Source organism: Acinetobacter sp. FY731 (assembly GCF_059515905.1).
Genome location: NZ_JCAKNB010000007.1, coordinates 57,616 through 72,911 on the forward strand (window position 1 = coordinate 57,616; position 15,296 = coordinate 72,911).

At 35.6% G+C, this 15,296-nt stretch carries 12 protein-coding genes, 1 tRNA gene and 1 pseudogene; 5 read left to right on the top strand and 9 right to left on the bottom strand.

The window, feature by feature from the left end; translation table 11 throughout:
* Window positions 1-4 precede the first annotated feature (4 nt).
* The 7 genes from AC5YC8_RS10230 to AC5YC8_RS10260 form a co-directional block, all read right to left on the bottom strand.
* Window positions 5-808 carry a glycosyltransferase family 25 protein gene (locus AC5YC8_RS10230; RefSeq protein ID WP_496164443.1) on the bottom strand — a complete coding sequence of 268 codons (804 nt, stop codon included), beginning with the start codon at window positions 806-808 and terminating at the stop codon, window positions 5-7.
* A 13-nt stretch (window positions 809-821) separates the two neighbouring features.
* Window positions 822-1,571 carry a glycosyltransferase family 25 protein gene (locus tag AC5YC8_RS10235; RefSeq protein ID WP_496164444.1) on the bottom strand — a complete coding sequence of 250 codons (750 nt, stop codon included), beginning with the start codon at window positions 1,569-1,571 and terminating at the stop codon, window positions 822-824.
* Between the two features lie 21 nt (window positions 1,572-1,592).
* Window positions 1,593-2,363 (bottom strand): glycosyltransferase, encoded by a 771-nt coding sequence (locus tag AC5YC8_RS10240; RefSeq protein ID WP_496164496.1) that lies wholly within the window; start codon window positions 2,361-2,363, stop codon window positions 1,593-1,595.
* A gap of 117 nt (window positions 2,364-2,480) precedes the next feature.
* The gene (locus AC5YC8_RS10245; protein WP_496164445.1) at window positions 2,481-3,302 is read right to left on the bottom strand and encodes a glycosyltransferase family 32 protein; all 822 of its coding nucleotides are present in this window, start codon (window positions 3,300-3,302) and stop codon (window positions 2,481-2,483) included.
* A gap of 62 nt (window positions 3,303-3,364) precedes the next feature.
* Window positions 3,365-4,291 (bottom strand): branched-chain amino acid transaminase, encoded by a 927-nt coding sequence (locus tag AC5YC8_RS10250; protein WP_496119926.1) that lies wholly within the window; start codon window positions 4,289-4,291, stop codon window positions 3,365-3,367.
* Window positions 4,292-4,309: 18 nt separating this feature from the next.
* A complete protein-coding gene (gene glnE / locus AC5YC8_RS10255) occupies window positions 4,310-7,069 on the bottom strand; it encodes a bifunctional [glutamate--ammonia ligase]-adenylyl-L-tyrosine phosphorylase/[glutamate--ammonia-ligase] adenylyltransferase (protein ID WP_496164446.1) in 2,760 nt (919 codons plus the stop codon).
* Window positions 7,070-7,167: 98 nt separating this feature from the next.
* Window positions 7,168-8,403 (bottom strand): sensor histidine kinase, encoded by a 1,236-nt coding sequence (locus AC5YC8_RS10260; protein WP_496164447.1) that lies wholly within the window; start codon window positions 8,401-8,403, stop codon window positions 7,168-7,170.
* 440 nt (window positions 8,404-8,843) lie between these two features.
* On the opposite strand from AC5YC8_RS10260, the pseudogene AC5YC8_RS10265 reads away from it, so the two are divergent.
* From AC5YC8_RS10265 to AC5YC8_RS10275, 3 genes and pseudogenes are all read left to right on the top strand, one after another.
* A pseudogene (locus AC5YC8_RS10265) lies at window positions 8,844-8,987 on the top strand (fimbrial protein); the annotation flags it as partial.
* 113 nt (window positions 8,988-9,100) lie between these two features.
* Complete coding sequence (locus tag AC5YC8_RS10270; protein WP_496164448.1) at window positions 9,101-10,417, top strand: fimbrial protein; 1,317 nt, start codon at window positions 9,101-9,103, stop codon at window positions 10,415-10,417.
* Window positions 10,414-11,151: a fimbrial biogenesis chaperone gene (locus AC5YC8_RS10275; protein ID WP_496164449.1), complete on the top strand. Its 738-nt coding sequence runs from the start codon at window positions 10,414-10,416 to the stop codon at window positions 11,149-11,151. Before AC5YC8_RS10270 ends, AC5YC8_RS10275 begins: the two co-directional genes overlap by 4 nt.
* Window positions 11,152-11,153: 2 nt before the next feature.
* Here AC5YC8_RS10275 and AC5YC8_RS10280 read toward each other — a convergent pair whose 3' ends face one another.
* Both AC5YC8_RS10280 and AC5YC8_RS10285 read right to left on the bottom strand, forming a co-directional pair.
* On the bottom strand, window positions 11,154-12,200 hold the full coding sequence (locus tag AC5YC8_RS10280; RefSeq protein WP_496164450.1) for a helix-turn-helix domain-containing protein: 1,047 nt from the start codon (window positions 12,198-12,200) through the stop codon (window positions 11,154-11,156).
* A gap of 367 nt (window positions 12,201-12,567) precedes the next feature.
* Window positions 12,568-12,654: transfer RNA gene (locus AC5YC8_RS10285), tRNA-Leu, on the bottom strand.
* A 171-nt stretch (window positions 12,655-12,825) separates the two neighbouring features.
* On the opposite strand from AC5YC8_RS10285, the gene queA reads away from it, so the two are divergent.
* The gene (gene queA, locus AC5YC8_RS10290) at window positions 12,826-13,863 is read left to right on the top strand and encodes a tRNA preQ1(34) S-adenosylmethionine ribosyltransferase-isomerase QueA (RefSeq protein ID WP_496164451.1); all 1,038 of its coding nucleotides are present in this window, start codon (window positions 12,826-12,828) and stop codon (window positions 13,861-13,863) included.
* 259 nt (window positions 13,864-14,122) lie between these two features.
* Window positions 14,123-15,253, top strand: a complete 1,131-nt coding sequence (tgt, locus tag AC5YC8_RS10295; RefSeq protein ID WP_496116392.1) for a tRNA guanosine(34) transglycosylase Tgt — start codon at window positions 14,123-14,125, stop codon at window positions 15,251-15,253.
* The last annotated feature ends 43 nt before the right edge of the window (window positions 15,254-15,296 follow it).

Genomic DNA, 15,296 nt, shown 5'->3' on the forward strand with positions numbered 1-15,296 from the left:
AAAATTAACCATTAAACTTTGATGGATTAACCCGAATTTCTCTTTTTACACCTTTACCTAAGCATTGCAATTGACGAAGCCCCAAACCTATTTGTGTGTTGATACGTCTCATCTTAAATGCAAACAATTCACTTTTAGTTAAAGTAAAAGATGACTTATTCTTAACTTGCCCAATAATAGAATTATAAATACAGTCGCATGACACTGCATATTCAGGACACTTATCACTTTGCAATAATGTAGCAGGTTCAATTTGAAATGCTTTAAGCCTATAACAACTATGAATAAACTCATCAGATAAGCCTATTGGACGTTTACTCATAAACTCTAAAAGAATTTTAGCACCCGATGGATATAGGACATATCCTCCTGTTCCGCTACGATCAACATATATTTCAAAAAGATTATATTGATTATTCGCTACTGAATATGCCGATTTTTTGGCTACTATTTTTTTACGACCATGCACTTCTAAATTTACATAATCAATATCAGTTAACCTATCAAGATCATTTATTATATTTTTAAAATCTTTAACTAAAACAGCATCATCTTCTAAAACAACACATGGCTCATTGTGCTCAACAATATAATCCCAGGCTTTTTTGTGACTTAAAAAACATGCTAATTCAGATTGCTTCATTGGGCGCTGACCATTAAATGCCATTCGCTTATAGTCATCTTCAGAAAAATCATGAATTGTCACGGCTGGTAATCGTTCAAAATCCAAGCCTATTTTTTCAAATTGATTTATTTGCTGCTCTAAACGATCTTTAGATGAATCTAAATTAATTAATAAGATTTTCATGATTTATTCGATTTTAATATGTTTTAAAGTATAAATATTTCATCGCATTGATTTTGTTTTTCCAAAGTCTTTTTTGCTTTGGGATAAATCGATCAACACGCAAACTATCTTTCTTTAGTGCTATTGTATTTGCATCAATATCGCTATCAACACCATTCGGACGTACTATCGCAGGATATATAGACAAACCTAGACCTGTTTTACATGCCCAAGACTGAATTTCAACATCAATAGGCGTATAAATCTCTTTCATTTGAGATAAAAAGGAGTTAGCCCCTTCTTTCGTCCAGACTAAACCAAGTGCCAAAATTGGAAAATAGTACGCATGTAAAAGCGAGTGATGAGCAAAATCCATTATAGGTTTAGAAAGCTTCCTTTTATTAGCAGCGACATTAATGACTGCCCAATTTAAGGTGTTTGTTTCTAAATAATGAAAAGTCTGAGCTAAAACTTCATTAAAATCATCAATTATATCTAGATCATCTTCTAAAATTAATGCATATTCGTGCTCTGATGAAACGAATGTTTCCAAAGCCTTTTTATGACTTAAATAGCATCCAATTTCAGCACCAATTAGATCTCGACCTGTGTATAAATTAGAACGAACTGAGTTATATCCATCAAAAGTTTTAACATCTAATTTTCGCCCATCAACAGCTGAAATACGTTCAAACTCAATATTATGCTTTTTTAACTCAGCTGAAGCTTGGGCTAAACGATCTGCACTTGAATCTAAATTAATTAAATAAACACCTAATTTCATTGTTTAATTCCAATTAGACCATTATTGCCAAGCATCTTTAATCCACTGCGAAGGTAGTACATAACGATACCATTTACCACCACCACCATTAATTGCATCGGGTGGATTAATCTCACCATGAAAAATAATGATTTTAACACCCTCAGGTTTTACTGGTGGCTTAAAGAATGCCATTGGAATTTTTTGTAGGCAATGATATTTATAACTTTTACACCAGCTATCTGGCCAATATGTTTGCTTACCTTCTTTATCCACGTACCAAGATAAATAAGCTTGTTCATTGCGGAATTTTTGACGAATATCATCAAAGTTTTCACGGAAATATGGTAATAAACCAGGAAATGCACCAAGCTTAAAGCGATATACAGAGCTATTTCCTGTAATACGCCAAGGACGTTTCCAATCATGGATAATAAGGAAGTCACCAGGATAAGTAAAAAATTCATCCATGTTATCGACAATAACAACATCTAAGTCTAAAAATAAAGCATTCCCTTTTAAACCGTATAAATCTGGCTCAAAAGTTGATAGTTTATTCCAACCACGTTCAGGACTACCTTCAGGCAACGCAAGTGGAGGTATAGGGAAGCATTGAACCTCCGGATTAATCCCTTCCGTTCGGTCTGTCAAACACACCATTTTAAAATCAACAGTCGTGTGACGTTTTACCATGTTATATAAACGATTGACGTATTCAGAACCGTATTTAGTTCCCCACTTCATGCACAACACAATGTTTTGATTATGCTGTTCTGATGTAGCTAAAACATCATCATTTTCAGGCAAAGACATGCTTTCTATATCCATCCAAATATTCAGAAACATCATATCATAGTCTTTTCACGATTTTATTTTTGAAAAGTAGTTACAATATTATTAAAAAAAAAACGAGGATTACTCCTCGTCTTTCTATCTATAATTATTCAAATTACAAGCAATTCTCTTATCTCTAATAATTTGTTTATAACAAACTAAAGCTAATGGGTGAAAAATTTGTCCAAGTATCGAATTCCATGGAATCGGATATCCTTCATTATCTCCCCAAATATTCCCAGGGTTTTTTTTCAAATCATCAAAAACAATATCAAGTCTACGGTGTAACTCTGTCATCCAAACTTTTGAGAAAGGGCTATATGGTTTAAAAATATAAGCAGTATTACCTATCATATATGGAAAATGCTTATGCATTTTGGTATTTAAGTTTGAAAATTGATACCCATCAACAAAATCATTCGAATATGCAATATACCAAGAGTATGTTTCCGGACAACCCAATGCAAATTTCGAATGGTCACTATTCAACCTATCAAATAATGGTTTCCAACTATGCGTAGCTCCTTTAACATCAGAATACCCCCCCCCATGATGATGCATGAAATAACATCTCAAATAGTCTGCTTTATGTACACATGAAAGGTATTTATACGCTGGATGTAAAGGATAATCCTTCAAAATATAACCTGATAAATTTTTAGGTGTTATGAGTTTCACCTCACACTCTGATATTAATACAAGCTCTTCAAATGCGGTCCTTCTATTCTCAGACATTTCATTATCACCTGTCCAAAAACAATAAATAACCTCTTCCGCAACATTGAATTCACCTGATTGATAAACTAGATAAGAAGGAATATCATAATTAAATAAATTATCGGATTTAAAATGTTTTGCTGTTATATACTCACAACGCTTTTCCCTAAGAAACCCACGAATACGACGACGCAACCCCATAACTTCCCCTAAACTAAAAATCTAACTCTATAAAATAGGGCTCCTTAGAGCCCTCTCACATCTTATTTTACGTAAGTTAACCAGTGAGCATATTTAGGATCTTTACCTTGAACCGCATCGAAATATGCTTTTTGGATTTGTGTTGTGATTGGTCCACGTACACCTTCACCAATTTGACGATCATCATATTCACGAATTGGAGTAACTTCAGCAGCAGTACCTGTGAAGAATGCCTCATCAGCAATATAGAATTCATCACGCGTAATACGACGCTCAATAACTTCGTAACCTAAGTCTTTTGCAATAGTGATAATCGTTTGACGAGTAATACCGTCTAACGCACCACCAGCAATATCAGGCGTATGAATCACACCATCACGCACTAAGAATACGTTTTCGCCTGAACCTTGGCATACATAACCTTGTGGATCAAGAAGCATTGCTTCATCATAACCAGAATGAGCCACTTCTTGATGAGCAAGAATAGATAATGTGTAGTTACCAGAAGCCTTTGCCTTACACATTGTCACGTTAGGGTGATGATGCGTGAAAGATGAAGTCTTAACACGAATACCCTTCGCCATTGCTTCTTCACCAAGGTAAGCACCCCAGCTCCACGCTGCTACAACTGCATGAATTGTATTATCAGTTGCAGCAATACCTAACTTTTCTGAACCAATAAAAATAATTGGACGTAAATAGCAAGATGCTAATTTATTCTCACGAACAACATCGATTTGCGCTTGTTCTAATGCAGCATGATCAAATGGAACATTCATTTGATAAATTTTTGCTGAGTTCAATAAACGCTTAGTGTGTTCTTTTAAACGGAAAATAGCCGTTCCATTCGGAGTTTCATAGGCACGGACACCTTCAAACACACCCATGCTGTAATGCAATGTATGTGTTAATACGTGAGTTTTTGCCTCACGCCAGTCAACCAATTGTCCATCTTGCCAAATAAAACCATCACGATCAGCCAAATTCATGACACACACTCCAAATTTTTATACACAGTCATTTTTATCCAAAGCTATATTTGCTGTTGGATCTATTAATCTTTGCCACAGTTTGCAAACGACCTTACGGGTATCAAGCCAGTCCGCAGCATTTACTTGCATGGATTGATTTGCAAGGGCTAAACGGTGACTCTCGGCGCGTTCACTTAAGTAAGCTTGAATCAATGCTGTCGCATCGTCACTGGATAAGTAACTTGTTTTTGCGGCATCCTCAAGGATTCGTACGTTGTCGGAGTAATGGGCGAGATCTGGATTCGACCCACTCCATGCCAATACTGCATACTGTGCCATAAATTCAATATCAACGATACCACCCGCATCCTGTTTTAAATGAAAAATTCCATCTTTTTTCTGATCAGCAGATGATCCAAGATGATCTTTCATTTTTTCCCGCATTTTCAAAACTTCAGCACGAACATTCTCTTCATTTCGTACACGAGTCAAAATATCACAGCGTAATAATTCAAATTTTTCTCGTAAACTCGATTCACCTGCAATTGTACGGGCGCGTACTAATGCCTGATGCTCCCAAACCCATGCACTTTTATTTTGGTATTGTTCAAATGCTTTTAAGCTTGTCACAAGAAGACCTGCCTCACCCGATGGACGTAAGCGAGTATCAACTTCATAAACTCGACCATCTAAAGTTTGTGTGGTCATAAGCGACATAAATTTTTGTGCAACCCGCATGGCAAATTCAAAGCCACTAATTTGCTTTTGACCATCTGTATCGGCTTGCTCATCCATATAATGAATAAAGACTAAATCTAAATCGGAGCCATAACCCAGCTCAATTCCACCTACTTTTCCATAACCAATCACAGCAAATGCAAGTTGATCTAAAGAACAACGCTGCCCATCTAAACATAATGGATAACCATGTTTTTTTGCTGTAATTTGATAAGCCAAATGTAAGGCTGCATTGACTGAAACTTCTGCAATATCGGTTAAGGCATCAGACACTTTCATTAAAGGACTTTCAGCAAGTACATCACTTGCTGCAACAGTCAGTACATTCGACTTTTTAAATAAGCGTAGCACACGCATTTGATCTTCAACTTGATCAATCTCAATGCGAAGCAATTGCTGGCGCAAAGAATCTTCTAAGTCTTTACGTTTTGGCAATTCAAAGTCCATCGATAAGAATTCGTCAAGAAGCACAGGGTAATGCGTAAGTTCTTCGCAAATCCAAGGACTTACTGTTGCCATTTTTACTAATCGTTGCAGCGCACCTTTACTCTCTATAAGCATCACCAAATACACCGTACGGCGCATAACAGACTCAACCAAAGGCATCAAACGAACCAACGCAATTTGCGGCTTATCTGATTGAAAAATAGCCTCTATAAGATGTGGCCAAAATGTTTTTAAACGCTGTACCGCTTTTGCAGGTAGTTTTTTAAGTGCGTGCCCATGCCAAAACTCATAGACTAAATTTTTCGCGCTATCATCTAAAACTTCATCCAATTGTTTTTCAATTTGAGAAAAGCTATCTACCAGTGGATCTGCTTCTTTTTCTTTAATTAAATGTTCAAATTGATAAATTACCTTTTCACGCTTTTTATTCAGAACTTCAAGAAATGCCTCCCAAGATGCATAACCCAACGTTTCAATCATTCGATTGCGTTGATCTGGTTCTGTCGGCAAAGACTGAGTTTGTTGATCATCTAAAGCTTGAATTGCATGCTCAACACGTCGTAAGAATAAATATGCATCCTCAAGCTCTTCAACAACTCTAGGCTCAAGTAAACCCACCTCACCTAAATGATGTAAGCTGACTAAACATTGACGGTCTTGTAGTTCAAGTTTTGATCCACCATAAATAAGCTGAAAAACTTGCACAATAAATTCGACTTCTCGAATACCACCAGCACCCAACTTAATATCATCTTCAATATTACGACGCTGAACTTCTCGCTCAATCATCGCTTTCATTTCACGCATAGCTTCAAAAGCAGTGTAATCGACATACTTTCTGAACACGAATGGTCGTGTCATCGCAAGTAATTCATCACCATCTTTTCCGCCAGTTACAACACGAGCCTTAATCCAAGCATAACGCTCCCACTCACGACCATGTTGGCTTAAATATTTCTCTAAAGCAGCGTGACTGATTGCTAATGCTGAGCCATCACCCCATGGGCGTAACCGCATATCTACACGAAATACAAAACCATCTGCCGTAATATGATCGAGCAAATAAATTAATTTCTGCCCCCATAAAATACAAAACTGTTGAGCATCAATACACTTACGACCATTGGTTTCACCTTGCTCATCAAAAGCAAATATAAGATCTATATCACTCGATAAATTCAGTTCTTGCGCACCATGCTTCCCCATTGCAATTACAATAAGATCTTGTACTTTCCCACCATAACCAATGGGTTCACCATGTTTGGCAACCAGTGCTGTTCGAGCAAAATTTTTCGCCACACACACAGCTAAATCGGCAAAGTCAGATAATTCTTGAGTTAATTGTTTTACATTAGTCAATTGATTTGCATCTTGCCAAATCCAGCGAAACATTAAACGAGCACGTAAAATACGAAGTTCACGCATCCACTGATTTTCATCTGTAATGTCATTTAATGTGTCATCGACAATTTTTGTAATTTGTGCGCGACTTAAAGGCTTTAAAAATTCATCTGAAATATAATCTTTTTCTATTCGTTCTTTATGCTTTTCTAAAACAAGCTCAGCATACTGACTTGCGCGTAATGTTTTATGCAATTGTTCCGAGTTCATTCCCAAACCTAAAGCCTTATATTTTTCTTAGTTATAGCAGTACTTGTAGTAAATTTGGAAAATAATTAATTAGAAATTTGTCTTTATTATTTTAATTTTTATGCCGCTAAAACCGTATTTTTATTTTTGGGTAAAGATACTTTAAATGTTGTTCCAACACCTTCTTTAGACGACACAGAAATTGCCCCATGATTTAGATCTACAAAACGCTTACATAGTACCAAACCTAAACCTATTCCCTTCTCACCAGAAGTACCACGAATACTGACCGTCAGATTAGGATTAAACAAATTATCCATTTGTTTTGCGTTCATTCCAAGCCCAATATCTTTAACATAAATATGAACATATTGTTCATCTTCATCTGCACTAATAATTACTTTACCTTGACCATCGGTATAACTAAATTTTAAAGCATTCGATACTAAGTTTTGGATAACTGAAGTCACCATATTAATATCTGCATATACTTTTAAATGTGGCGATACCTGACTAATAATTTCAATATTTTTCTTTGCAGCTAAACTTGCCAAAACATTTTGCACAATACTTGTTAATTGCGTTAAATCGAAACAAATTGGGTGATAAACAAAACGACCTCCTTCTGCCATTGCCCAATGTAACAAGCTTTCTAATAAGTTATAGGTCGACTGAGATGTTTCAAATAAATATTCTGCAATATCTCGAACACCCTGTTCATCTAAAGTTTCTTGCTCATGTGCTAACACATCTGAAAAGCCCATTAATCCATGGAAAGGTGCTCTTAAATCATGTGCAATAATTTGAAAAAATTTAGTTTTACTGGCATTCAATGCAGACTGTTGTTCACATATTTCTTTTAATTCTGCATTCTCAAGACGCAACTTAATAATATTCACTAGGCTTTGTACGAACTCTAAAACAACTTCTAATTGTTTATTATCAATCAAATCTGTTCGTTCATCATATAAAACCACATGACCGATAGATCTACCTTCATGCTTTAAACTCATCGTTACAAAGCGCTTGTGTTCCACGCCCCGTTCCAGAATATAGCCTGATACTTTTTCATAGTTAGGATGATTTACATCTATATAAGCTTGGTCTAAAAAAAAGTACTCATACTCTTCATGTGGCTGTGCCAAAAATGCGTGACAACGACCTTCTGACTCAAGCCATCCATAAGGTTCATCTTTAAAAACGAGAATACCGCAGTCCATTTGCAACATACCGCATGCAAATTTCAAAAATTTAACAATTTGATTTTCTTGAGACAAAATACCTAATAGTAAAGATAAACGGCATGCACCAAGCTGTTCTGTTTCTTCGCCTACGTCTAATAATTCTAATTTCATCTAGATCTCATTGTTGTTATCTTTAGCTTGCTAAAACTTTTAAATACAAAATATTACATAAAGTATAGTTTATCCACTAGTTTCTCAATAAAATTTAAATAAAGCATAATTAAACCAATATATTATGTAATTTTATTTTTGTAACACAGATTTTCTCACTTACCGCCTAGACCATAAAAAATAATAATCTTTATTCATAATTCCAACGAAATCTAAAAAAGAATTTATTTCACTTAATTTTAGTAAAAAAACGAATAACTTAGAAATATTTTCAACTTACAACACTAAAAGCTTTGCATATTCGCAAAATGCTAGTTTTTTGTTCAAAACAGACAATAAATAAATAAATAAAAAATACACTGATAATACATCTGTACTCAACGAAATGACTCAACAAACATTTCATTATTACTTTTTTAATTTAATATAGGACTCTTAAAATGAAACTTAAAACAATATTTATTACTGCATCTTTATCTCTAGCGCTTCCAGTTGCTGCAATTGCTGCTCCAACTGTAACATTCCAAGGTGAAGTAACTGATCAAACATGTAAAGCAACAATTAACGGTCAAACAGATTCGTTATTTGGGGGAGTGACTCTCTCGATCGTTGCATCATTAATTATGAAATTCCACAGGATCAAATAGGCAAGCCACTTGTTCGCCTAAATGAAATTTGCAAAATTGAGAACTAGATCATGAAAATATTTTTTAAAGTTTTCCTAGTCGTAGCAGCACTTATCATCATGAATACATCACATGCTCGCTGTACTCGTACTGGAAGTCTTAACGCTGCAGATAGTTATGCAACACCCATTGAATTTGGTAACTCAAATTTAGACTCTGCCTATTTACAACCTGTCGGAAGTGTTCTAGCTCATACTGTCGTGCAACCTTGGCATCGATCGCTTACAGCATCAGCTGTCATTTGGACTTGCGATGCTGCTGACTTACCCAACATCTACTTCCTTGTTGCAACCAATGGAGATGAACCTTTTGGCGGACATGTTGACATCGGTACAGCAGATGGTCTAAACGGTGTATATGCAACTTGGTGGCAATATATTGGACTTAAACAATCTATGGATGGCGTTGTATTCTCACGTTATTGGAAACGATTAGACATCAAAAACTATGCTGTTGCAGCAAATGGTCAAATTCAAATTCGTCTTATGGATATTCCGCCACTTGAAGCTACTTTATACAAAGTAAGCTCACTACCCTCTTTTAGTCGTGGATCATTTTGTCATAAAAATATGATTTCGGATGGTACATATAAAAGTGGTACTAAAGTTGGCACAACTCTAAAAATTTCATGTAACCAACCAAGTGCATACATTCAACTTGGTGGAAACAGTAATGTAAGCTTCCCATGGACACCAGATAAAGAGGGGGCAGACTCAAATACAAGCTACCACTTTTTCTCTGCCTATGGCATCGCTTATGGCTTAAATACGAGTTCTTCAAATTTATCACGTGCTCAATCATGTGTAGCTCGAAATGCAACACCTACTGTTAACTTCCCTGCTATTGCAGCCACACAATTAAGAGCTGGCGTAACATCTGAAGCTAATTTTAATGTTGAAGTAGAATGTAGTAATACGGCAAATTCTGGTACTGCTAGTAATCAAGTTGCTATTGGCTTTCAGCCATCTTCTGCAGCATACGCCAATGCTCAAAAGCTCAACTTAATTAATGCAAATGGATCTAGTGAATATCTAATTTCAGATGATTACACCAACCCGCAATCTGCAAAAGGTGTAGGAGTTAAAATCCAAAATAGTAGCACTGGCACAAATATGCTATTTTTAAATCAATATGCAATTAGTGGTGGTGGAGCATCTGCTGGGTGGTACCCTGTTTTAGAAGGAAATTCTGGTCCTTCAGGCTCCCAACAAGCAGGATACACTTCCTATTTACAACAATATCGTGCAATTTTAACGAAAATACCTACGCTTGATCCAATGCCAGGTAAAGTTAAAGCAACGGCTACTGTGGTTGTGAAAGTACAGTGAAAAAAATATTTAAAAATATACCGCTATTCCTATGTGCTTTTTTTAGTATAAATATAAGCTATGCGGGAATTTTGGCATCATCTACACGTGTGGTTTATTCTCAAACCGACACAGAAAAAAGCTTAATGCTCGTGAATACCAACGAGTATCCTGTGCTTACACAAGTCTGGATTGATAATGGGCAAATGGACTCTGAATTCCAAAACACTCCATTTGCTGTCTTGCCAGGTGTTTTTAAATTATCCCCTAGAGAAACCAAGGGTATTCGTATCATTTATAACGGGATGCCATTGGCTTCCGATCGTGAATCACTTTACTGGCTAAATTTATATGAAATTCCTGCCATAAAGAAAGATAACTTAGCTCAAGAATATTTAAATTTAGCTATGAATACACAGATGAAGATTTTTTATCGACCTAAAAATCTTCCATCTTTTACGCTTAATGAATTACAAAAAAAAATCCAATATGAACTCATTTCATCGGATCATAAGGTTGAATTAAAGCTTAAAAACCCAACCCCCTACTATCTAAATTTTGCCAATATCAAAATTTCGAATGCTCAATTTAATTCAGATATTCAACATCAAGACGATAATATTTTACCGCCTTTTTCTGAAAAAACTTATTCGTTAACCAATCCTAATTTCCAAAAAAAATCACCCGATCTTTTGGAGTACACGCTCATTGATGATACAGGGAAATCATATCCTTATAGCTATCAATTCAAGTGAGTTTAATTATCTAGATTGAGATCATTTTCAGTCAATTTTTCAATATTTAAATCACGCCAGCGCATTGGACTATAACCCGTCCAATTTTTAAATACACGATTAAAAGACGTTTGCTCTTGATATCCCAACAAACTCGCAATTTCCACAATAGTTATATTTGGATTTAATAAATATTGTTTTGCTAATATTAAACGAGCCTTATTTTGCAGGTCTTTAAAGCGTACACCATACTCTTTCAAAGTCATTTGTAAAACACGTGTACTCATATTTAAATATCCAGCAACAACACTAATTTGCGGCTCTTGAGCATTAATTGATTTAATAATAGCTTGATGTACATTTTCTAAAAACTTTGTATGTTTAGGCATGTTATTAAACATTTGATCTGCTGGTTTTTTTAGAATGTGCAGTAACATTGGGTCTTCCGTACTCAAGTCTGCATCAAAAACACTCACGGGCATTTGAAATAGTGTCCGTTCAGTATCAAAACTCACAGGGCAATTAAAGTATTTTTCATATAACTTCGTGTTTTTGGGTTTAGGAATAGCAAGCTCAACTTTAGTGAAAAGCTCATAATTTCCTTGAAAGAGTTTTAATAGTCTTTGATAAATAATTGCAACTTGTAATTCTTCTGAAATTGCTGTTTCACGAACATGTAAACCAGCACTGTAATAAGCAGGCTTTCCCCACGAAACCTGAACCTGATCACCTATCGTTTCTACATCTTTATACATATAGTCATACCACACCGAAATATACTGTAGTGGTAGCTCTGTATAACTTTTTAAGCTCTTGCAAGATGCAGCGATATACAATGAAACACCTAAATGACTTGGATGACTTAACTTCGCAATTTCTAAGCCGATTCCCTCTTTACCGTACTGTTGATCTACATATTTGAGTTTTCTCAACCAACGACTAAAAATCACTCTATCATCAAGATCATAAATACTATGTACTGGTGTTTTTAAATTATTCTGCTCACAAAAAGCATCCAACAATCGAACCATTCCACTATAAACACTTCTCGTTTTTAAAAATGATTTCATGTTAGATTCCTTCTAATCTCATAAAAATTTCATACTTATAATGACTAAAATAATTATGTAAATGACACTTCATTATTCATCTAAAAACTGTAATATTTTTAACATAAAGTTATTCTAAAACGACATTATTATTTTGCGAATACCTAAAGATATCTAAATTTTAAATATCAGATTCAATTTATGCACTAGACTATAAATTAGATCATTTGCCTTCATTTTTTATAAAACTTAACAGTAAATATATTGGCTTATAAAGTTCATATCTAATCCGTGACATGCCCAATACTAGAAAAAACAATAAAATAGTAAATTACAGGCAATAAAAAAGGCTCTAAGTCTTAATTTGCTTAGAGCCTTTTTAGGTAGATGGTCCCGAGGGTCGGACTCGAACCGACACATCATCTCTGATAGTGGATTTTGAATCCACCGCGTCTACCAATTTCACCACCTCGGGATGCGGCTATATTACTCTGTTTCAAAAACTTGTCAACGCAAGTTTAAAACATTTGTATATTTTTAAATCAGTCTTATTTTTTTTGACTTATAATCAATCAATATCATCTATAAAACTTAAAAAAGCATATACTAAGCCTAGTTTTAATATATGTGTTTGTTCTATTTCATCATGCAACTTTCCGATTTTAATTTCGATCTCCCAGATGAGCTTATTGCTCGCTACCCTCTTGAAACTCGTAGTGCTTCTCGCCTTTTACATTTAAATGCACAAGGTCAGTACCAAGACCTTCATTTCACCGACATTTTAAATTTACTAGAACCTGGTGATTTACTTGTATTAAACGACACCAAAGTCATGAAGGCTCGCTTAAAAGGTAAACGAGCAAGTGGCGGAGCTGTAGAAGTTCTTGTTGAGCGTATGCAAGATCAATTTGTTGCACACTGTCACATCAAAGCAAGTAATTCACCTAAAGCAGGTGCTGAATTATTTATTGGTGTAGATGAGGTTAAGGTCACGGTAACAGGTCGTCACGAAAATCTATTTATTGTTGAGTTTTCTCAACCTATTTTAGATGTACTCGATAAATACGGAAAGCTCCCTATTCCGCCATATTTCAATCGTGAAGCTGAAGATATTGATACAACACGCTATCAAACTGTTTTTAACGATCCAACGAAACTTGCTAGTGTTGCAGCACCAACAGCCAGTCTTCATTTCGACCAAGCACTTTTAGATCAATTAGAAGCAAAAGGGATTAATAAAACATTTGTCACGCTTCACGTTGGCGCGGGTACTTTCCTACCTGTTCGTACCAATGACATCGAAAATCATATTATGCACAGTGAATGGTGCCAAGTTTCCGATGAATCAATGCAGTTGATTAAAGAAACAAAAGCTCGTGGTAACAAAGTTATTGCTGTAGGAACAACTGCAACTCGTGCAACGGAAAGTGCTGCTCAAGCCAATGGTGGCGAATTAAAAGGTTGGACTGGAGACACTCAAATCTTCATTTATCCAGGTTATGAATTCAAGGTAGTTGATCGTTTAATTACAAACTTCCACTTACCTGAATCTACATTGCTTATGCTTGTTTCTGCTCTGTCAAATCAAGAAAATATTTTGAATGCATATCATCATGCTGTTGCAGAGAAATATCGCTTCTTTAGCTATGGCGATGCCATGCTGATTGACCAATTTAAAGGTTAAATATTCTTCGCAAACTCTAAGAATGATCTCATTTTATGAGATCGTAAAAACCCAATATCTAAAACCTTGGATATTGGGTTTTTTAATGAATAAACTTGAATGCTTAAGCACTCCTATTCAAAAAATTAATTTCCATAAACAAAAATAACAGAGTTAAAACTCAATAAAGCTAGCGTTTCATAGCAGAATCTAGGAAAATATTGAACTTTTAGCACATTTAATCAGCGAACTGTTTTTTCGCCTCGATTTCGGAACGTATATGAAGTTTGAAAAATTAGGTCAGTCGGGTCGTGCTCGACGTGGTCGTTTAACACTTGAACATGGTGTTGTTGAAACGCCGATGTTTATGCCTGTTGGTACTTACGGTACAGTAAAAGGCATGCTTCCTCGTGATGTTGAAGAAATTAAATCTCAAGTCATTCTTGGTAATACCTTCCATTTATATTTACGCCCAGGTTTAGATGTAATCCGTGAACACGGCGGTTTACATGAATTCATGAAATGGAATAACCCTATTCTTACAGATTCGGGTGGTTTCCAAGTGTTTAGCCTTGGTGCTATGCGTAAAATTAAAGAAGAAGGTGTAACTTTCCGATCTCCTATTGATGGTTCAAAAGTTTTCCTTTCTCCTGAAATTTCAATGGATATTCAACATACATTGAATTCTGACATTGTGATGATTTTTGATGAATGTACGCCTTACCCTGCTACACGTGAAGAAGCTCAAAAATCTTTACAGCTTTCTTTACGCTGGGCAAAGCGTTGTAAAACTCAACATCATGACGTATTAAAAAACCGTAATGCCCTATTTGGTATTATTCAAGGTGGTATGTATGAAGATCTTCGTGAGGAATCACTAAAAGGTCTACTCGACATCGACTTTGATGGTTATGCAATTGGTGGTTTATCTGTAGGTGAGCCAAAAGAAGAAATGATTAAAGTACTGGATTATCTACCTGAGCAAATGCCAGCAGATAAGCCACGTTACTTAATGGGTGTAGGTAAACCTGAAGATATCGTAGAAGCCGTGCGCCGTGGTGTCGATATGTTTGACTGTGTTATGCCAACACGAAATGCACGTAATGGTCACTACTTTGTGACAGATGGCTTGGTTCGAATTCGTAATGCGAAATATCGTCATGACCAAAGCCCACTTGATCCTCATTGCGATTGCTACACTTGTACAAACTTCACTCGCTCTTATTTATTCCATTTAGAAAAATGCGGTGAAATGCTGGCATCTATGTTGGGCACAATTCATAACTTACGTTATTACCTGCGTCTTGCAGAAACTATGCGTGATGCGCTAGATAACGGCACATTCGATGAATTTGTAGCAGATTTTTATGCGCGTCGTGGCTTAGAAGTTCCACCTTGTCCTCAAGATTAATATTTCAGTGTTTGCGCTGAAGAAAAAGACAAGGTAAATTGCT

What these genes read in the sequence shown, in the direction of transcription:
- AC5YC8_RS10230 (WP_496164443.1), bottom strand. Translation starts at nt 808, where the DNA reads ATGAAAATCTTATTAATTAATTTAGATTCATCTAAAGATCGTTTAGAG.
- AC5YC8_RS10235 (WP_496164444.1), bottom strand. Translation starts at nt 1,571, where the DNA reads ATGAAATTAGGTGTTTATTTAATTAATTTAGATTCAAGTGCAGATCGT.
- AC5YC8_RS10240 (WP_496164496.1), bottom strand. Translation starts at nt 2,363, where the DNA reads ATGTCTTTGCCTGAAAATGATGATGTTTTAGCTACATCAGAACAGCAT.
- AC5YC8_RS10245 (WP_496164445.1), bottom strand. Translation starts at nt 3,302, where the DNA reads ATGGGGTTGCGTCGTCGTATTCGTGGGTTTCTTAGGGAAAAGCGTTGT.
- AC5YC8_RS10250 (WP_496119926.1), bottom strand. Translation starts at nt 4,291, where the DNA reads ATGAATTTGGCTGATCGTGATGGTTTTATTTGGCAAGATGGACAATTG.
- glnE (WP_496164446.1), bottom strand. Translation starts at nt 7,069, where the DNA reads ATGAACTCGGAACAATTGCATAAAACATTACGCGCAAGTCAGTATGCT.
- AC5YC8_RS10260 (WP_496164447.1), bottom strand. Translation starts at nt 8,403, where the DNA reads ATGAAATTAGAATTATTAGACGTAGGCGAAGAAACAGAACAGCTTGGT.
- AC5YC8_RS10270 (WP_496164448.1), top strand. Translation starts at nt 9,101, where the DNA reads ATGAAAATATTTTTTAAAGTTTTCCTAGTCGTAGCAGCACTTATCATC.
- AC5YC8_RS10280 (WP_496164450.1), bottom strand. Translation starts at nt 12,200, where the DNA reads ATGAAATCATTTTTAAAAACGAGAAGTGTTTATAGTGGAATGGTTCGA.
- queA (WP_496164451.1), top strand. Translation starts at nt 12,826, where the DNA reads ATGCAACTTTCCGATTTTAATTTCGATCTCCCAGATGAGCTTATTGCT.
- tgt (WP_496116392.1), top strand. Translation starts at nt 14,123, where the DNA reads ATGAAGTTTGAAAAATTAGGTCAGTCGGGTCGTGCTCGACGTGGTCGT.